This window comes from Burkholderia sp. B21-005, from assembly GCF_020843965.1.
GTDB lineage: Bacteria > Pseudomonadota > Gammaproteobacteria > Burkholderiales > Burkholderiaceae > Burkholderia > Burkholderia ambifaria.
Window position 1 is genome coordinate 586202 of record NZ_CP086302.1, and the last position, 17037, is coordinate 603238.

General features: G+C 68.9%; 12 protein-coding genes and 1 riboswitch. Of the genes, 10 read left to right on the forward strand and 2 right to left on the reverse strand.

Annotated features, from left to right (window positions below; genetic code table 11):
* Positions 1 to 185: 185 nt before the first annotated feature.
* The 9 genes from LMA02_RS19025 (at position 186) to LMA02_RS19065 (ending at position 12767) form a co-directional block, all read left to right on the forward strand.
* A complete protein-coding gene (locus LMA02_RS19025; protein ID WP_228909377.1) occupies positions 186 to 1769 on the forward strand; it encodes a Na+/H+ antiporter in 1584 nt (527 codons plus the stop codon).
* Between the two features lie 490 nt (positions 1770 to 2259).
* Entirely contained in the window at positions 2260 to 3393 is a 1134-nt protein-coding gene (locus LMA02_RS19030) for a hybrid sensor histidine kinase/response regulator (protein WP_166722199.1), read from the forward strand.
* A gap of 123 nt (positions 3394 to 3516) precedes the next feature.
* On the forward strand, positions 3517 to 5193 hold the full coding sequence (locus LMA02_RS19035) for a methyl-accepting chemotaxis protein (RefSeq protein ID WP_228909381.1): 1677 nt from the start codon (positions 3517 to 3519) through the stop codon (positions 5191 to 5193).
* Entirely contained in the window at positions 5190 to 5702 is a 513-nt protein-coding gene (locus LMA02_RS19040; RefSeq protein ID WP_006750237.1) for a chemotaxis protein CheW, read from the forward strand. The genes LMA02_RS19035 and LMA02_RS19040 overlap by 4 nt, the downstream gene beginning before the upstream one ends.
* Positions 5699 to 7204 carry a CheR family methyltransferase gene (locus tag LMA02_RS19045; protein WP_228909383.1) on the forward strand — a complete coding sequence of 502 codons (1506 nt, stop codon included), beginning with the start codon at positions 5699 to 5701 and terminating at the stop codon, positions 7202 to 7204. The genes LMA02_RS19040 and LMA02_RS19045 overlap by 4 nt, the downstream gene beginning before the upstream one ends.
* Positions 7205 to 7249: 45 nt before the next feature.
* Entirely contained in the window at positions 7250 to 7960 is a 711-nt protein-coding gene (locus LMA02_RS19050) for a chemotaxis protein CheW (RefSeq protein ID WP_228909384.1), read from the forward strand.
* Positions 7957 to 10266: a hybrid sensor histidine kinase/response regulator gene (locus LMA02_RS19055; RefSeq protein WP_228909385.1), complete on the forward strand. Its 2310-nt coding sequence runs from the start codon at positions 7957 to 7959 to the stop codon at positions 10264 to 10266. Before LMA02_RS19050 ends, LMA02_RS19055 begins: the two co-directional genes overlap by 4 nt.
* A complete protein-coding gene (locus LMA02_RS19060) occupies positions 10263 to 11282 on the forward strand; it encodes a chemotaxis response regulator protein-glutamate methylesterase (RefSeq protein ID WP_228909386.1) in 1020 nt (339 codons plus the stop codon). Before LMA02_RS19055 ends, LMA02_RS19060 begins: the two co-directional genes overlap by 4 nt.
* Positions 11283 to 11342: 60 nt before the next feature.
* Positions 11343 to 11446, forward strand: a riboswitch (Fluoride riboswitch).
* A gap of 79 nt (positions 11447 to 11525) precedes the next feature.
* Positions 11526 to 12767, forward strand: coding sequence for a voltage-gated chloride channel family protein (locus LMA02_RS19065; protein ID WP_228909387.1), 1242 nt, complete (start codon positions 11526 to 11528; stop codon positions 12765 to 12767).
* Between the two features lie 87 nt (positions 12768 to 12854).
* On the opposite strand, the gene LMA02_RS19070 is transcribed toward LMA02_RS19065, so the two are convergent.
* Both LMA02_RS19070 and LMA02_RS19075 read right to left on the reverse strand, forming a co-directional pair.
* Positions 12855 to 13568 (reverse strand): riboflavin synthase subunit alpha, encoded by a 714-nt coding sequence (locus LMA02_RS19070; protein ID WP_228909388.1) that lies wholly within the window; start codon positions 13566 to 13568, stop codon positions 12855 to 12857.
* Between the two features lie 166 nt (positions 13569 to 13734).
* On the reverse strand, positions 13735 to 15597 hold the full coding sequence (locus LMA02_RS19075; RefSeq protein WP_228909389.1) for an ABC transporter ATP-binding protein: 1863 nt from the start codon (positions 15595 to 15597) through the stop codon (positions 13735 to 13737).
* Between the two features lie 493 nt (positions 15598 to 16090).
* Between LMA02_RS19075 and LMA02_RS19080 the strand changes: the two genes are divergently transcribed.
* Entirely contained in the window at positions 16091 to 16972 is an 882-nt protein-coding gene (locus LMA02_RS19080) for a Dyp-type peroxidase (protein ID WP_228909390.1), read from the forward strand.
* Positions 16973 to 17037: the final 65 nt, after the last annotated feature.

Below are 17037 nucleotides of genomic sequence, written 5' to 3' on the forward strand. Positions count from 1 at the left end.
TTTCATTTCGACAGCTGCGGACGGGCGCGCCGACTCCCCGCCGTGTGGTATCGATGCGGCACCGCGCGCCGCGCCTGCCGAACGCGCTCGACTCCCGGCATCGCATCGTGATGTAATCGCGCGAAATGGCCAACCAGGGTACGACACCGGTTGGCGTGCGCATTCATTCTTCACGAGGTCGATTCATGTCCCCCGTCTCGGCATTCAAGCTGGTTCTGTTGTCGTTTCTCGCGATCGTCGCGCTCGAATGCATCGCCAAGCGATTGCGGTTGCCGCCTGCGGCCGCGCTGCTGATCGGCGGCATCGGCATCGCGTTCATTCCCGGTCTGCCGCCGATCAACCTCGATCCGGAGCTCGTGCTGCTCGTGTTCCTGCCGCCGCTGCTGATGGACGGCGCGTATTTCTCCGTATGGGAGGAGTTCAAGCGCAACGTCGGCGGCATCCTGATGCTTGCGATCGGCGCGGTGGTGTTCACGACGTTCGCGGTTGGTTTTGCCGTGCACTGGGTCGTGCCGTCGCTGCCGTGGGCCGCATGCTTCGCGCTCGGCGCGATCGTGTCGCCGCCCGACGCGGTGGCCGCGAAGGCGGTGCTCGAACGCGTCGCGCTGCCGCGCCGGCTGATGGTGCTGCTCGAAGGCGAAAGCCTGTTGAACGACGCGGCCGGCCTGGTGCTGTTCCGCTTCGCGGTCGCCGCCGCGCTGACGGGTGCGTTCAGTTTCGAGCACGCGGTCGTGCGCTTCGCGGAGCTCGGGCTCGGCGGTGTCGTGGTCGGCTACCTGGTCGGCAAGCTCGTCGTGTGGTTCCTGAAGCTGCTCGATGACGACTATCTGGTGATTACCGTCGCGGTGATCGCCGGCTGGATCGCATACATCGCGGGCGAGATGGTCGAGGTGTCGGGCGTGATCGCGACGGTGACGGCCGGCATGATCGTCGGCTGGCATCAGCACGAGGTGTTTTCGGCCGCCGTGCGCACGCGCGGCACCGCGTTCTGGCAGGTCATCGTGTTCCTGCTCGAGGCGATGGTGTTCGTGCTGATCGGGCTGTCGCTGCGCGGCGCGATCCACCGGCTCGGCGGTTTCGAGCAGGTGCTCGCCACGATGGTGCCGCCGGTGCTCGCGGTGCTGGCGGCGGTGGTCGTGTCGCGCTTCGTGTGGGTCTACGCGGTCGAGGCGCTGAAGCTGCCGGTGCGCGGGATCGTCGGGCGCGGTTTCGCACCCGACTGGAAGGCCGCGACGATCATGAGCTGGGCCGGGATGCGCGGGGTCGTGACGCTGGCGATCGCGTTGTCGTTGCCGGAGGCGATGCCGGGCCGCGACGTGATCCTGGTCGCGTCGTTCGCGGTGATCCTCGTCACCGTGCTGTTGCAGGGCACGACCATCGGGCCGCTGATCCGGCTGCTGCGCCTGCCTCAGCACGAAGCGCGCGCCGCGCATCACCTGACCGAGCCGATGGCGTGGGCGCATGTCGAGGCGGCGCAGCTCGCGGCGATCCAGCCGCTGGTGCGCGACGAGCGCGGCAACGTGATTCACCCGCGCCTGCTGGAGCAATACACGTATCGCGCGCAGCTGACCGAGCGGGCGAAGAACGAGCCTGCGTATCCGGCGGAGGTGCGCACCGCGCACTACGACGTCGTGCTGGCCGCGATCAAGGCCGGACGTGCGGAATTGTTGCGCCTGCATCGTTCGGGCCGCATCCACGACGAGATGCTGCACATGCTCGAGCGTGATCTCGATCTGCAGGAAGTGTCCGCGCAGCACGCGCGCGGGTAGGCTGCCGCACGGCCCTCGCTGGTGCGGTTGCCGGTTCCGGCCGGCCACGCCCCCGGGGCGTTCGCGTCGCGGCCGATCCGGTCGCGACGCGCGACTTTCTCCCTCCATCTCCCCCGATTCCGTCGCATCGGAGTCCGGCCCCAATACCTCCGACACGCGAGACTTGCAGCGCATGCAAGCCTCGTGGCACCGGCTTCGCAAACGTTATCGTCTTTCGCGTCCGGAAATGATCTGATTTAACTGAATCCCTCTCTTTCACCATATTTGGCAAAACTAAACCGGAAGGAGATAGATGCTGTGTTCTAATTTCATTTAGAATCAGCCGGTTATCTTTATTGAGAGAAAGCACGCGGAGGTAATGCGACCGTCGTCGGGGGAAAATCGGCGCTCGGATCCCCGTGAGGCAATGCCGACAGGCCAGGTCGGCAACAACAGGCGGATTTCTCAACCGCTAAATTAAGATGGCGTCCAAGTCGGATAAACAACTCCTATGAAAGAATCAATTGGAGATTTGGCGTTTGAAACGGTATTTATGAAAGAATCGAGCGGTGAAAATGCGCCGGATTGTCTCGAGTCGGGGCTATCGGTTCTGCTCGTCGACGATCAGCCGTTCGTGGGCGAGGTGATCCGCCGCGCGCTGCGCAGCGAGCACGATATCGACCTGCATGTGTGCACCGACGCGCACCGGGCGATGGCGGTCGCGCGCGACGTGAAGCCGACGGTCATCCTGCAGGATCTCGTGATGCCGGAAATCGACGGCCTCGACCTCGTTCGCGCGTGGCGCGCGGACGCCGACACCGCCCGCGTGCCGATCATCGTGCTGTCGGCGAAAGAGGAGCCGATCGTCAAGCGCGAGGCGTTCATCGCCGGTGCGAACGACTATCTTGTGAAGCTCCCGGACGCGATGGAGCTGACGGCGCGCATCCGCTATCACTCGAATTCGTACCTGATGTCGCGGCAGCGCGACGAAGCGCTGGATTTCCTGTCGCACGACATGCGCTCGCCGCAGACGTCGATCCTCGCGTTGCTCGAGGTTTACCGGACCGAGCACGGCGACATGCCGGCGATCATGGAGCGCATTGCCGGCCATGCGCGGCGCGCGCTGGCCCTTGCCGACGGCTTCATCCACCTGACCCGCGCGCAGTCGGAACGCCGCGCGCACGAGGTCCTGAGTCTCAACGAGATCGTGCTCGACGCCGTCGACCAGCTGTGGGAGAGGGCGGCCGGCTTCGGCAGCCGCGTCGTGGCCCACGTGCCCGACACCGAGTGCGTGACGATGGGCGACCGCATGATGCTCACGCGCGCGGTCGCGAACCTGATCGACAACGCGCTGAAATACGGTCCGGCCGGCACGGACGTGCATTGCACGCTGGGCGACGACGACGGTGCCCTGCTGATCGGCGTCGAGGATGCCGGCAACGGTATCGCGCCCGAGCAGCGCACCGCCGCGACCGAGTCGTTCGTGCGGCTCGAATCCGTGCACGGCGCGGCGCGCAGCGGCTTCGGCCTCGGGCTTGCATTCGTGCGCGCGACGGCCGCGCGGCATCGCGGCCAGATCCTGATGCGCAATACGGCGCGCGGCTTCATGGTCGCGCTTCGGCTGCCGGCGCAAGCGGACCGGTGATTTCGCGGCGCGGCCCGCCGGTGCCGTGCCGCCCGCAGACCCCGATGCGCTCGTGGCGCGCCGTGCGGCGCGCAGGCGGGCGCGGTTTTTTTCAACGCTGATTTTAGAAAGCCCATAACGAACATGGCCACCGTGACGCCCCGCGCGACCAATGAAAGCCTGCATCCGACGATCGGCGCTGGCCGGCTGACGCTCGGCAACCGCATCCTGCTCAGCTTCGGCGTGCTGTTTGTGCTGATGCTGGTCACCGCCGGCGTGTCCTACGAGCGTCTGCATGCGATCAACACCGAAGCCATCAGCATCGAACGCGACTCGCTGCCCGGCGTCTATCTCGCGGCGTCGCTGCGCGGATCGGTCAACGAATCGTTCGCGATGCTGCAGCAGGCGACCTTCGTCGATACCGATTCCGAACTCGTGCAGCGCGATTTCGCGAAGATTGCCGAGGCGCTCAAGGAGGTCGAGTCGTTGTCGGTCGACTACCAGAACACGACGTTCCGCGATGACGACCGGCAGCGTTTCTCGACGTTCCGCGGTTCCTACGACCGCTACGTACCGCTGCTCAACGATGCGATCCAGAAGAGCCACGTGTCGCGCGAGGAAGCCGTCGCAGCCTACGCGCGGACGCTGCCCGTGTGGACCGAGGTCGTGCGCAACGCGAACGTCCTGGTGCAGGAGAACCGCAAGTTCGCCGACAACTCCGCGAAGCTGATTCGCCAGTCCGTGCAGGACACCGAGGTCGTGCTCGCGCTGGCGCTGGGCATCGTGCTGCTGTCCGCGCTCGCGCTCGGCTACGGGCTGTTCCGCGCGGTCACGGTGCCGATGGCGCGACTCGTGGAAGTGCACGACGTGATGCGCACCGGCAACCTGACGCGCCGCCTCGACCTGCGCCGCCATGATGAGTTCGGCACGCTCGAGACGGGCTTCAACCGGATGGCCGACGAACTGACCGAGCTGGTCGCGCGCGCGCAGCAGTCGTCGCTGCAGGTGACGACGTCGGTGGCCGAAATCGCGGCGACGTCGCGCGAGCAGCAGGCGACTGCCAATGAAACCGCGGCGACGACGACCGAGATCGGCGCGACGTCGCGCGAGATCTTCGCGACCTCGCGCGACCTGCTGCGCACGATGAACGAGGTGGCCGGCGTGGCCGAACAATCCGCGACGCTCGCGGGCGCGAGCCAGAGCGGCCTCACGCGGATGGGCGAGACGATGCGCAGCGTGATGGACGCGGCCGGTTCGGTGAACGCGAAGCTCGCGATCCTCAACGAGAAGGCGCTGAACATCAACCAGGTCGTCGCGACGATCACCAAGGTGGCCGACCAGACCAACCTGCTGTCGCTGAACGCGGCGATCGAGGCCGAGAAGGCCGGCGAGTACGGCCGCGGCTTCGCGGTCGTCGCGACCGAGATCCGCCGCCTCGCCGACCAGACGGCGGTCGCGACCTACGACATCGAGCAGACGGTGAAGGAGATCCAGTCGGCCGTGTCGGCGGGCGTGATGGGGATGGACAAGTTCTCCGAGGAAGTGCGCCGGGGGATGCTCGACGTGCAGCAGGTCGGCGGGCAGCTGTCGCAGATCATCGCCGAGGTGCAGACGCTCTCGCCGCGCTTCCAGATGGTCAACGAAGGGATGCAGACGCAGGCGAACGGCGCGGAGCAGATCACGCAGGCGCTGTCGCAGCTGTCGGAAGCCGCGCAGCAGACGGCCGAATCGCTGCGCCAGTCGTCGCAGGCGATCGATGACCTGACACTCGTCGCGAACCAGTTGCGCACCAGCGTGTCGCGCTTCAAGGTCGACGCGTGACGCGCGCCGAGTCGCACGGCGGCGCGCATGCGCTGTTCCTGATGTTCGAGCTCGACGGCGAGCGCTATGCGCTCGACGCGGCCGACATCGACGAAGTGTTGCCGCTCGCGACCACCAAGGTCGTGCCCGGCGCGCCCGACTGGATCGCCGGGCTGCTGATGCGCGGCGGTCAGCCGGTGCCCGTGATCGACGTGCCGATGCTGGCGCTCGGGCGGCGAGCGCATGCGCTGCGTTCGACGCGGCTGGTGATGGTGCGCTACCGCGTCGAGCCGCTCGACCGCGAGCGCGTGATCGGCCTGATCGTCGAGCGCGCGACGCAGACGCTGCGAATCGACCGCACGGCATTTCGCGCCAGCGGCGTGTCGACCGCGCGCACGCGCTGGCTCGGGCACGTCGCGAACACGCCCGACGGAATCGTGCAGCAGGTGTCGGTATCCGATCTGATCGACGACGTTGCGCGCCTGTATCTGTTCGACGGCCTGCCCGGCCACGGAGGGGAGTCCGCATGAAAGAGTCCGATTCGCGATTTCGCGGCTGGTTGCTGCGCGAGACCGGCATCGACCCCGATTCGCTCGGCAACGATTTCCTGAGCCGCGCGCTGACCGAGCGCGTGCATGCGCTGCAGGGCGACGGCGAGCGGCTGCCGTCGGCGGCGCGGCCGCCCGTCACGCCCGAAGCGCTCGACGCCTACTGGCAGCAGCTCAACGCGTCGGCCGACGAACGGCGCGCGCTGATCGAGTTGTTCGTCGTGCCGGAGACGTGGTTCTTCCGCGATCGCGAGGCGTTCGTGACGCTCGCGCGGCTTGCGGTCGAGCGGCTTGCCGCGACGCCCGGGCGCGTGATCCGCGTGCTGAGCGCGCCGTGCTCGACCGGCGAGGAGCCGTATTCGGCGGCGATGGCGCTGCTCGACGCCGGGCTTGATCCGGCCAGCTTCACGATCGACGCGATCGACCTGAGCGCGCGCGCGATCGAACAGGCGCGGCTCGGCTGCTACGGGCGCAATGCGTTTCGCGGCACGGCGACCGAGTTCCGCGCCCGCTACTTCACGCCGGCCGCCGACGGCTGGCTGCTCGACGAGCGCGTGCGCGCGCGCGTTCAGTTTCGCCAGGCGAACCTGATCGAACCGGGCGTCGATACGGGCATTCGCTACGATTTCGTGTTCTGCCGCAACGTGCTGATCTACTTCGACCGCGACGCGCAGGACCGCGTGATCGGTTCGCTCGAAAGCTGGCTCGCCGACGACGGGATGCTGTTCGTCGGTCCGGCCGAAACGGGCGTTGCGATGCGGCACGGGATGCGTTCGGCGCGCGTGCCGCTGGCGTTCGCGTTTCATCGCGATCATGGCGGCGCGGGCGCGGGCGCGGCGGCGGCGGACGCGAGCGCGGCGCGGCATGCTGCGCCCACGCCCGCGGTTGCGCCGTACCGGCGCGCCGAGCGCTTGACGGTGGCGCCGCCCGCCGCGGCGCGCCCGCTGCTGGCCGTCGTGCCGCCGACGTGGAGCGGTAGCGCGCCGTCGCCCGCCGGGCTCGCGCCGGCCGAGCGCCCGACGGCGTTCGAGCCGCTGGCCGACATGCGCGCCGGCTCGCTGACCAACGCAGCCAATGCAGCCAATGCGGCCAACGCAGCCAACGCAGCCAACGCGGCCAACGCAGCCAACGCGGCCAACGCAGCCAACGTGCCCGCGCCGGCGGCACCGCTCGCCGACGGCGCCGCACCGACGCTCGAGGAAGCGCAGGCGCTGGCCAACGCGGGTGCGTTCGACGAGGCCGAGCGCGTGCTCGCGCGGTTCTCCGCGCACGCCGGCCCGCACGCGGACGCGTTCTACCTGAACGGGCTGATCGCGGATGCGTGCGGGCGTGTCGCGGAAGCAGGCGACTTCTACCGGAAGGCGCTGTACCTGCGGCCGACGCACCACGAAGCGCTGACGCATCTCGCGACCTTGCTCGACGTCGGCGGCGATGGCGCCGGCGCGCAATGGCTGCTCGAGCGTGCGCGGCGCTCGGCAGGATGATGAGAATACGGGTTGGGAGCCGACATCGGGATGACCGAGGAAAGAATGAACCGCGACGCCGTTGCCACTGACGACACGACGATCGGCGTCGACGATTGCTGGAACCGGATCGGCACGCGCGGCGACCGCTCGTGCGAGCGACTGGCCGACTGCCTGCGCTGCCTGAACTGCCCGGTCTACGCGTATCACGCGGCGAAACTGCTCGAACGCCCGCTCGGCGTCGCCGAGATGGCCGACGCCACGCGGCGGATCAGCGCGTTCGATGCGACCGGCGCGCACGGCGCCGACGATACGCGCCAGGCGGCGCTGGCGTTTCGCGTCGCCGACGAATGGCTTGCGCTGCCGATCGGCGTGCTGCGCGAGATCGCCGGCACGCGCCGGATCCATTCGCTGCCGTATCGCCGCCATTCGGCCGTGCGCGGCGTGGTCAACATTCGCGGCACGCTGCGCATCGCGATCTCGATCGGCGCGCTGCTCGGCCTCGAGGCGGGCAATGGCGGCAGCGGCACCGGCGGCAGCGACGGCCGTTTCACGCGACTGCTGGTCGCCGCGCACCAGGGCGAGCCCGTGGTGTTTCCGGTCGACGAAGTCGAGGGCGTGCTGCGCTTCGGCGCATCCGAATGGGTGCCCGTGCCGGCGACGGTCGGGCGTGCGAGCGCCGGCCTGTCGCGCGGCGTGCTGTCGTGGCGCGGCAAGTCGGTCGGCCTGCTCGACGATGACCGGCTGTTCGACGCCGTCACACGGAGCATGCGATGAGCGGCGATGACGATCTGAGCCACCTGTCGCTGCTCGAGCTGTATCGCGAGGAGACGCGCACGCAGACCCAGGCGCTGTCCGAACGCCTGCTCGCGCTCGAATCGGGCGAGCCCGATTCCGTCGCGCTCGAGGCGTGCATGCGCGCCGCGCATTCGCTGAAGGGCGCCGCGCGCATCGTCGGCGTGCCGCTCGGCGTCGAGATCGCGGGGCGGATGGAAGAATGCTTCGTCGCCGCGCAGGCCGGCACCATCGCACTGACGGCCACGCATGTCGACGTGCTGCTCGCCGGCGTCGACCTGCTGGTGCGTGTCGCCGATCCGCAGGCGCAGCCGGTGTCGTCGACGGAGATCGAGGCGTTCGCGCTGGCGCTCACGGGCGCCGACGGCGCGCACGCGATGCCGGCACCGGCCTTCGCGCCGCCGCCGGCGCCGCCGTCCAGCGTGCCGTTTCGCGATCACGACGGCGCCGCCAACGAGCCCGTGGGGGCCGGCGCCGCGGTGCCGCCGCTCGCCCTGTCGGCGGCCGTGCCCGATCCGGTCCCGGCCGGCCGTGCGGCCGGCGCGGGGGCGATGCGCCGCGTGCGGGCCGATACGCTGAACCGGCTGTTGAGCCTGTCCGGCGAGTCGCTCGTCGAATCGCGCTGGCTCAAGCCGTTCGCGGAATCGATGCTGCGCGTGAAGCGCGCGCAGCGCGATGCGGCCCGCTCGCTCGATCTGTTGTACGAACGGTTCGCCGACGAGCTCGATGCGGGCGTGCTCACGTCGGTCAACGAAGTGCGGCACATGCTCAACGACCTGCAGCGTTCGCTCGCCGAGCGCATGGAAGAATTCGACCGCTTCGAGCGGCGCAGCACGCATATCGCCGAGCAGCTGTACGACGAGGCACTTCAGTGCCGGATGCGCCCGTTCGGCGACGCGACGCGCGCGTATCCGCGCATCGTCCGCGATCTCGCGCGCTCGCTCGGCAAGCAGGTGCGCTTCTCGATCGTCGGCGAAGGCACGCAGGTCGACCGCGACATCCTCGACCTGCTCGACGCGCCGCTCGGCCACCTGCTGCGCAACGCGATCGATCACGGCGTCGACTCGCCCGACGCGCGCCGCGCGCGCGGCAAGCCGGCCGAGGCGAGCGTGACGCTCGAAGCGCGCCATAGCGCCGGCTCGCTGCTCGTCAGCGTGATCGACGACGGGCCGGGCGTCGACATGGACGCGCTGCGCGCGGCGGTCGTGCGCCAGCGCCTGACCGACGACGAGACGGCCGCCCGGCTGTCCGATCCGGAACTGCTCGAATTCCTGCTGCTGCCGGGCTTCTCGATGCGCGATGCGGTGACCGACGTGTCGGGGCGCGGCGTCGGCCTCGATGCGGTGCAGGAGATGGTGCGCGGCGTGCGCGGCGCGGTGCGCATCTTCAACGAGCCCGGCGCGGGCATGCGCTTCGTGCTGCAGTTGCCGCTCACGCTGTCGGTGATCCGAAGCCTGCTGGTCGAGGTCGGCGGCGAGCCGTACGCGTTCCCGCTCGCGCACGTGCGCCGCACGCTCGAACTCTCGCACGACGACATCGACGTGCTCGAAGGACAGCCGCATTTTCCGTTCGACGGCCGGCGTGCGGGCCTCGTCGGCGCGCATCAGCTGCTCGATGCAGGTGAGCCCGCCGTCGCACGCACGAGCACGGCGGTCGTGGTCGTCGGCGGCGAGCCCGAGCTGTACGGCGTCGCCGTCGATCGCTTCCTCGGCGAACGGATGCTCGTCGTGCAGCCGCTCGACAGCCGCCTGCAGAAGATCCAGAACATCGCGGCCGGGGCGTTGCTCGAGAACGGCGACCCGGTGCTGATCGTCGATGTCGAGGACCTGATCCGTTCCGTCGACAAGCTCGTGCGCGGCGGCCAGCTCGCGAAACTCACGCGCGATCCCCAGTTCGCGCGAGCCGACCGGCGCCGCCGCGTGCTCGTCGTCGACGATTCGCTGACGGTGCGCGAGCTCGAACGCAAGCTGCTGGAAAAGCGCGGCTACGACGTGACCGTCGCGGTCGACGGGATGGACGGCTGGAACGCGGTGCGCAGCGATGCGTTCGATCTGGTCGTCACCGACGTCGACATGCCGCGCATGGACGGGATCGAGCTCGTCACGCTGATCAGGAGCGATCCGGCGCTCAAGCGAGTGCCCGTGATGATCGTGTCGTACAAGGATCGCGACGAGGATCGCCGGCGCGGGCTCGATGCCGGCGCCGACTACTATCTCGCGAAGAGCAGTTTCCACGACGAGGCGCTGCTCGATGCGGTGCACGACCTGATCGGCGGGGCACGCGGATGAACATCGGCATCGTCAACGATCTGCCGCTTGCCGTCGAGGCGCTGCGCCGCGTGATCGCGCGGCGCAGCGATCACCGCGTGCTGTGGGTGGCAACCGACGGCGACGAGGCCGTGGATTTCTGCGTCGCGCATCCGCCCGACCTGGTGCTGATGGACCTCGTGATGCCGAAGCTCGACGGCGTGGCCGCGACGCGGCAGATCATGGCGCGTGCGCCGTGCGCGATCCTGATCGTGACCGCGAGCGTCAGCGCGAACACGTCGTCGGTCTACGAGGCAATGGGCGCCGGCGCGCTCGACGCGGTCGACACGCCGACGCTCGCGCTCGGCCTGCCGTCGGACGCCGCGCCGCAGCCGCTGCTCGCGAAGATCGACCAGATCGGCCGGCTGCTCGAAAGCCGGACCGCGACGCTCGTGCCGCCCGTGCCGGCACCTGCGCGTGGCCAGCCGACGCTGGTCGCGATCGGCGCGTCGGCGGGCGGGCCGACCGCGCTCACCGCGCTGCTGCGCGCGCTGCCGGCCGATTTTCCGGCCGCGCTCGTGATCGTGCAGCATGTCGACCAGGCGTTCGCGCTCGGCATGGCGGAGTGGCTCGACGGCTATACGCGGCTGCCCGTGCGCGTCGCGCGGCCGGGCGGCGTGCCGCAGGCGGGCGAGGTGCTGCTCGCGGCGTCCAACGACCACCTGTGCCTGTCGCCGCGCGGCGTGCTCGGCTATACGCGGCATCCGGCCGAGACGCCGTACCGGCCGTCGATCGACGTGTTCTTCAACAGCGTCGCCGACGGCTGGCAGGGCGACGCGCTCGGCGTGCTGCTGACCGGGATGGGGCGCGACGGCGCACTGGGGCTGAAGGCGATGCGCGCGAAGGGGTGCTACACGATCGCGCAGGACGAGGCGACGAGCGCCGTCTACGGGATGCCGAAGGCGGCCGCGGCGATCGGCGCGGCGTCCGCGATCCTGCCGCTCGACCGGATCGCGCCGCAGCTGATCTCGCGCGTGACGCGCCTGCCGCTCGACTGACGGTGCGCGGCGACCCGGCCGGGGCCGCATTGCGTGCGATGTGCGGCGTCGCGTACAATTGCCGCCAGCGGAGATGGCATGCCTCCCTGCGGTCGATCCCGGCGCCTGGCGTGCGGTTCGGCCCTCAACCGCCGGTTTGCTCGGCTGATGATGCCTGCGTGTTCCTGGGTCGTCAGGAGGTCGCAGGCCATCCATGCGGTATTCTGCCGCCCAGGTTTTGATGTCCTGTCGAATCTGGAAATCATGTTTTTCTCGACTTCTGCCGATTTTTTCGCGACCGTGCGCTACGTGTGCCGCTGGCTCGCGCTCTCGGCCTTGCTCGGCGCGCTGGCCGGCACGGCTTCCGCGTTGTTCCTGCTCGCGCTCGACTGGGCGACCGGCACGCGCGTCGCGCATCCATTGCTGTTGTGGGGGCTGCCGGCCGCCGGCTTCGCGACCGGCTGGGTCTACCACCGGTTCGGCCAGTCGGTCGCACGCGGCAACAACCTGCTGATCGACGAGATTCACGACCCGAAGGCGCTCGTGCCGAAGCGGATGGCGCCGCTCGTGCTCGTCGCGACCGTCGTCACGCACCTGTTCGGCGGATCGGCCGGGCGCGAGGGGACGGCCGTGCAGATGGGCGGCGCGCTCGCCGATCGCATCACGCACCTGTTCCGGCTCGATCGCGAGCATCGGCGCGTGCTGCTGATGGGCGGCATCGCGGCCGGGTTCTCGTCGGTGTTCGGTACGCCGCTCGCGGGCGCCGTGTTCGGGCTCGAGGTGCTCGCGATCGGCCGCGTCCGGTACGACGCGCTGCTGACCTGCGTCGCGTCCGCGATCGTCGCGGATGTCGTGTGCCGCGCGTGGGGCGTGCATCACACCGTCTATGCGATTCCGTTCGTGCCGGCCGTCTCGGCGACGCGGCTGGCCGCGACGGTCGTCGCGGGTGTCGCGTTCGGCGTCGTCGGCCGGCTGTTCGCGTTCGCCACGCATGCGCTGACCGCGTGGTTCCGGCGCGTCGTCCGCCATGCGCCGCTGCAGCCGGTGCTCGGCGGCGTGCTGGTGGCCGTGGCGGCTACCGTACTGAACGTGCCGCAGTATCTCGGTCTCGGGATTCCGACGATCGAGGCCGCGTTTCACGGGCCGCTGCCGGCTTACGATTTCGCGGGCAAGTTCGCGTTCACCGTCGTCACGCTCGCGTCGGGATTCAAGGGCGGCGAAGTGACGCCGCTGTTCTACATCGGCGCGACGCTCGGCAACGCGCTCGGGCAGGTGCTTGCGCTACCGGTGCCGGTGCTCGCAGGGCTCGGCTTCGTCGCGGTATTCGCCGGGGCGGCCAACACGCCGATCGCGTCGACGATCATGGCGATCGAACTGTTCGGCGCGGATGTCGGCGTGTATGCGATCGTGGCCTGCGTGGTCGCCTATCTGTTTTCCGGGCACGCGGGGATCTATCGGTCGCAGCGGGTGGCGGTGGGGAAGGGCGCGCAGGTGGAGGCGGAGTGAAGCCGCCGCGTGGGGCGGCCGGGCAGGGCGTGTCGACGCAAATCGCTACCCGGGGACCCCGCCCATTACCGGGAACAGGGCGGCCCGTTACTGCTTCGGCAGCCGCGCGACGTTCCGTGCGAGCAGTTCCTCGATGTCGATGCCCTTCTCCGCGAGCAACGTCGTGACGACGCCGGTCAGCTCCCCGAGCGTTTCCTTGACCGACTCGCGGATCGTATCCACGACGACCTGGGTGCTGCGCTCGATCTCGATATTGACCTTGTCGTCGACGCCTTTCGCATCGAAGGTGGTGGCGCGGCGCGTTTCGGGAATCAGCCAGACCTCGAACCAGCCTTCGTCGCGATTGACGTCCGACACGGTCAGGCTGCAGCCGTTGATCGCGATATAGCCCTTCGCGAAGACATAGCGCTTGAAATCGGCCGGCACGCCGATGCGGATCATCCGGTTGTGTTCGGACGACGCGATGTGCAGGATGGTCCCCATGAAGTCGACGTGACCGGACAGCGGATGTCCGCCGATTTCCGCGCCGTCCTTCGCGGCCCGCTCCACGTTGACCCGGGCGCCGGTCGTCAGGTCGGCCAGCGTGGTGATTCGCAGGCTCGGCAACATCACGTCGAAGTCGATCAGCACCGGCGAGTGGATGGTCGTCACCGTCAGGCAGACGCCGTCGACCGAGACGCTCGCGCCGATCTCGATGTCGGCGGTAAACCGGTCGGGAAATTCGATGCTGAACGTTCTCAGTTCGCCGTGATCCTTGATGGCCTTGATGACGCCAACACCCTGAACGATGCCTGTAAACATGATCTGCCTTTCGTCGCGAATTGCCTGGCCGGTATGATAAGTGATCGCGGCGGGCCGTGTCGGGGCCGGGTTCGTTGCAGGCGGTGTTCACGCACGCCGATTCCCGTCGAAACAACCGGGCACGCGGTGGCGGTGCGCCGCGTACCCGGTTGCGAACGGGTTTCCATCAAGCCTGTGCCGGCGCTCCCAGCGGCCCGGCAGCATCGTCCGCCGTGCGACGCGGCGAATCGATCAAGCCTTTTGCCAGCTCCAGTGCCTGCCGCTCGAACAACCGGCGATACGTCCCGCCGTCGATGCGGATCAGCGTGTCGTGGCTGCCTTCCTCGATCACCTTGCCGCGATCGAGCACGAGCAGGCGGTCGAGCGAGCGCACCGTCGACAGCCGGTGCGCGACGACGAGCGTCGTGCGGCCGACCATCAGCCGTTCCATCGCCTGCTGGATCAGCAACTCGCTTTCGCTGTCGAGGCTCGACGTCGCTTCGTCGAGGATCAGGATCGGCGCATCCGCGAGGAACGCACGCGCGATCGCGACGCGCTGGCGCTCGCCGCCCGACAGCTTGATCCCGCGCTCGCCGACGAGCGTGTCATAGCCGTCCGGCAGCGCGACGATGAAGTCGTGCGCGCTGGCCAGACGCGCGGCGCGCTCGATCTCCGCGCGGCTCGCGTCGGGGCGTGCATACGCGATGTTCTCCGCAAGCGTGCGGTGGAACAGCATGGGCTCCTGCTGCACGATCGCGATCTGGCTGCGCAGCGAATCCTGCCGCACCTGCGCGATGTCCTGGCCGTCGATCGTGATGCGGCCGCCCGACACGTCGTACAGGCGCTGGATCAGCTTGATGAACGTCGTCTTGCCCGACCCGGAATGACCGACGAGGCCCACGCGCTCGCCGGGCGCGATGCGCATCGAGAAGTCGTCGTACAGCGGTACCGGATGATTGCCGTAGCGGAACGTCACGTGCTCGAAGCGGATCTCGCCTTGCCCGATCCGGATGGCATGCGCGCCGGGACGATCGTCGATGCCGAGCGGCTGGCGCTCGAGCGCGACGAGCTCTTCCATGTCGTTGACCGAGCGCTGCAGGTTGCGGATATGCATGCCGACGTCGCGCAGGTAGCCCTGCAGCATGAAGAACATCGTCAGCGAGAACGCGATATCGCCGACGCTCGCTTCGTCGTTCGCCCACAGCCGCAGCGCGACGCCGATCATCGCCGCCTGCATCGCGACGAGCATCGCCCCCTGCAGCCCGCCGTTGAGCGTGCCGCGCACCCACGTGCGGCGCGTGCGCTGACGCCACTTGCCGATCACGCGCGCGAGCCGCGCTTCCTCGCGCGTTTCCGCGCCGAACGCCTTGACGACTGCGTTGCAGCTCACCGCGTCCGCGAGTGCGCCGCCCATGCGGGTGTCCCACATGTTGCCGAGCCGCGCGGCCGGCGCGACGATACCGAGCGACACGGCGACCGTCACCGAGATGTACAGCAGCGAACCCGCGCCGACGACGAACCCCATCACCGGCCAGTGCGTGCCGAGCAGCACGGTCGCGCCGACGAGCATCGTGACGGACGGCAGCAGCGCGATCAGCACCGTGTCGTTCAGCAGGTCGAGCGCCCAGATCCCGCGCGTGATCTTGCGCACGGTCGACCCCGCGAAACTGTTCGCGTGCCAGTCGGTCGAGAAGCGCTGCACGCGATGGAACGACGCGGCGGCGATCTCGCTCATCATCTTCAGCGTGAGCGTGATGATGTTCAGGTAGACGCCTTGCCGCAGCAGCGTCGCGGCGATGCCGAGCGCGGCCAGCGTGCCGAACGCGGCGACGGCCGAATGCCACGCGGCGGCGCGGTCGGTCAGGCCGGTCGACAGCGCATCGACGAGGCGCCCGGCGAACAGCGGCGTGAGCACGTCGGCGAGCGCACCGAGCAGCGCCAGTGCGGTGATCGTCGCGATGCGCACCGGCTGCTTGCGCCAGTAGCGGAAAGTGAAGCCGAAGACGGCCTGGAATGCCTGGCCGCCCAGATGGGTGGTTTTTCTGGTCATGTGTCGTTGCCCGGCGCATCGCGCGACGGGACTTTCCGGTTCGGAGAACGTCGAAAACGCAACAGCCGGGCCGCGCGGACGACGCGGGCGGAATGAAACGGGCTGTCGGGAAAGTGCGCGGGCCGGCGGGTCAGCGGAGAACCCGGGAGCCGGCGCGGACGACGGGCTGGATCAGCCGCGTCGTGGGACCACGTTCGGGAAGGCTGCTGGCATTCGGAACATCTGCACCTCCCTGAAGTGAACGTTGAAAGGACATCGAAAAGACGTGTAGGGGTTTTATCAGCAGTGCCGGACGCGCCGCAACGTCTGACGAATGCGGCGTTGCAGCGTCGATACGGTCGGCATGCCGCGTGTCGGCCCTTTTCCCCGCGCGGGTTCCGCGGTGCGGCGCTCTACAGGAAAAGGACCGGCGCGCCGCATCGATTACACTTTGCGGTTGCGCGCCGGCCGCTGCGGCCCCGCGGATTCACCCCGAACCATTCCTGAGGAAACGATGAGCGACGTTCAGCAAGGCATCCTGGCTCCGATCGACACGGCGGCCCGATACCTCACTTTCACGATTTCGGACAACGCCAATGTGGCAACGGCGCTGAAGGCATTGCGCGAGCTCGTCGACGGGCGCGGCACGGTCGCCGGCTTCGGGCATGCGCTGGCCGCACACCTCGGGCGCCCGGTGCCGGGCCTGACCGAATTCCCGGCATTCGCGGTGAACGACCGCACGCTGCCGATCACGCCGGCCGACGTATGGGTCTGGCTGCGCGGCGACGATCGCGGCGATCTCGTGCTGCGCGCGCGGGCGATCGAGCGGGCGCTCGCGCCGGCATTCGCGCTGCAGGACGCGGTCGACGGGTTCCGCTATTCGAACGATCGCGACCTGTCGGGTTACGAGGACGGCACCGAGAACCCGACCGGCGACGACGCGCTCGCCGCGGCGATCGTCACGGGGCAGGGCGCCGGGCTCGACGGCTCGAGCTTCGTCGCGGTTCAGCAATGGCTGCACGACTTCGACCAGATGGAACGCATTGCGTCGGGCGACATGGATCACATCATCGGGCGCCGCCGCTCGGACAACGAGGAACTCGACGACGCCCCCGAGTTCGCGCACGTGAAGCGCACCGCGCAGGAGAGCTTCGAGCCGGAGGCGTTCATGCTGCGCCGTTCGTCGCCGTGGTCCGATGCGCGTCGCGCGGGGCTCTACTTCGTCGCGTTCGGTTGTTCGTTCCGCGCATTCGACGTGCAGATGCGCCGGATGAGCGGCGCGGACGACGGCATCGTCGACGGCCTGTTCCGCTTCACGCGGCCGCTGACGGGCGCGTATTTCTGGTGTCCGCCGGTGAAGGACGGCAAGCTGGACCTGTCCGCGCTCGGACTGTAAGCGCCGGACGATATCCGCAAACGGGCGGGCCGCGCATCGTGCGCGGCCCGCCCGTTTTGTTTGTT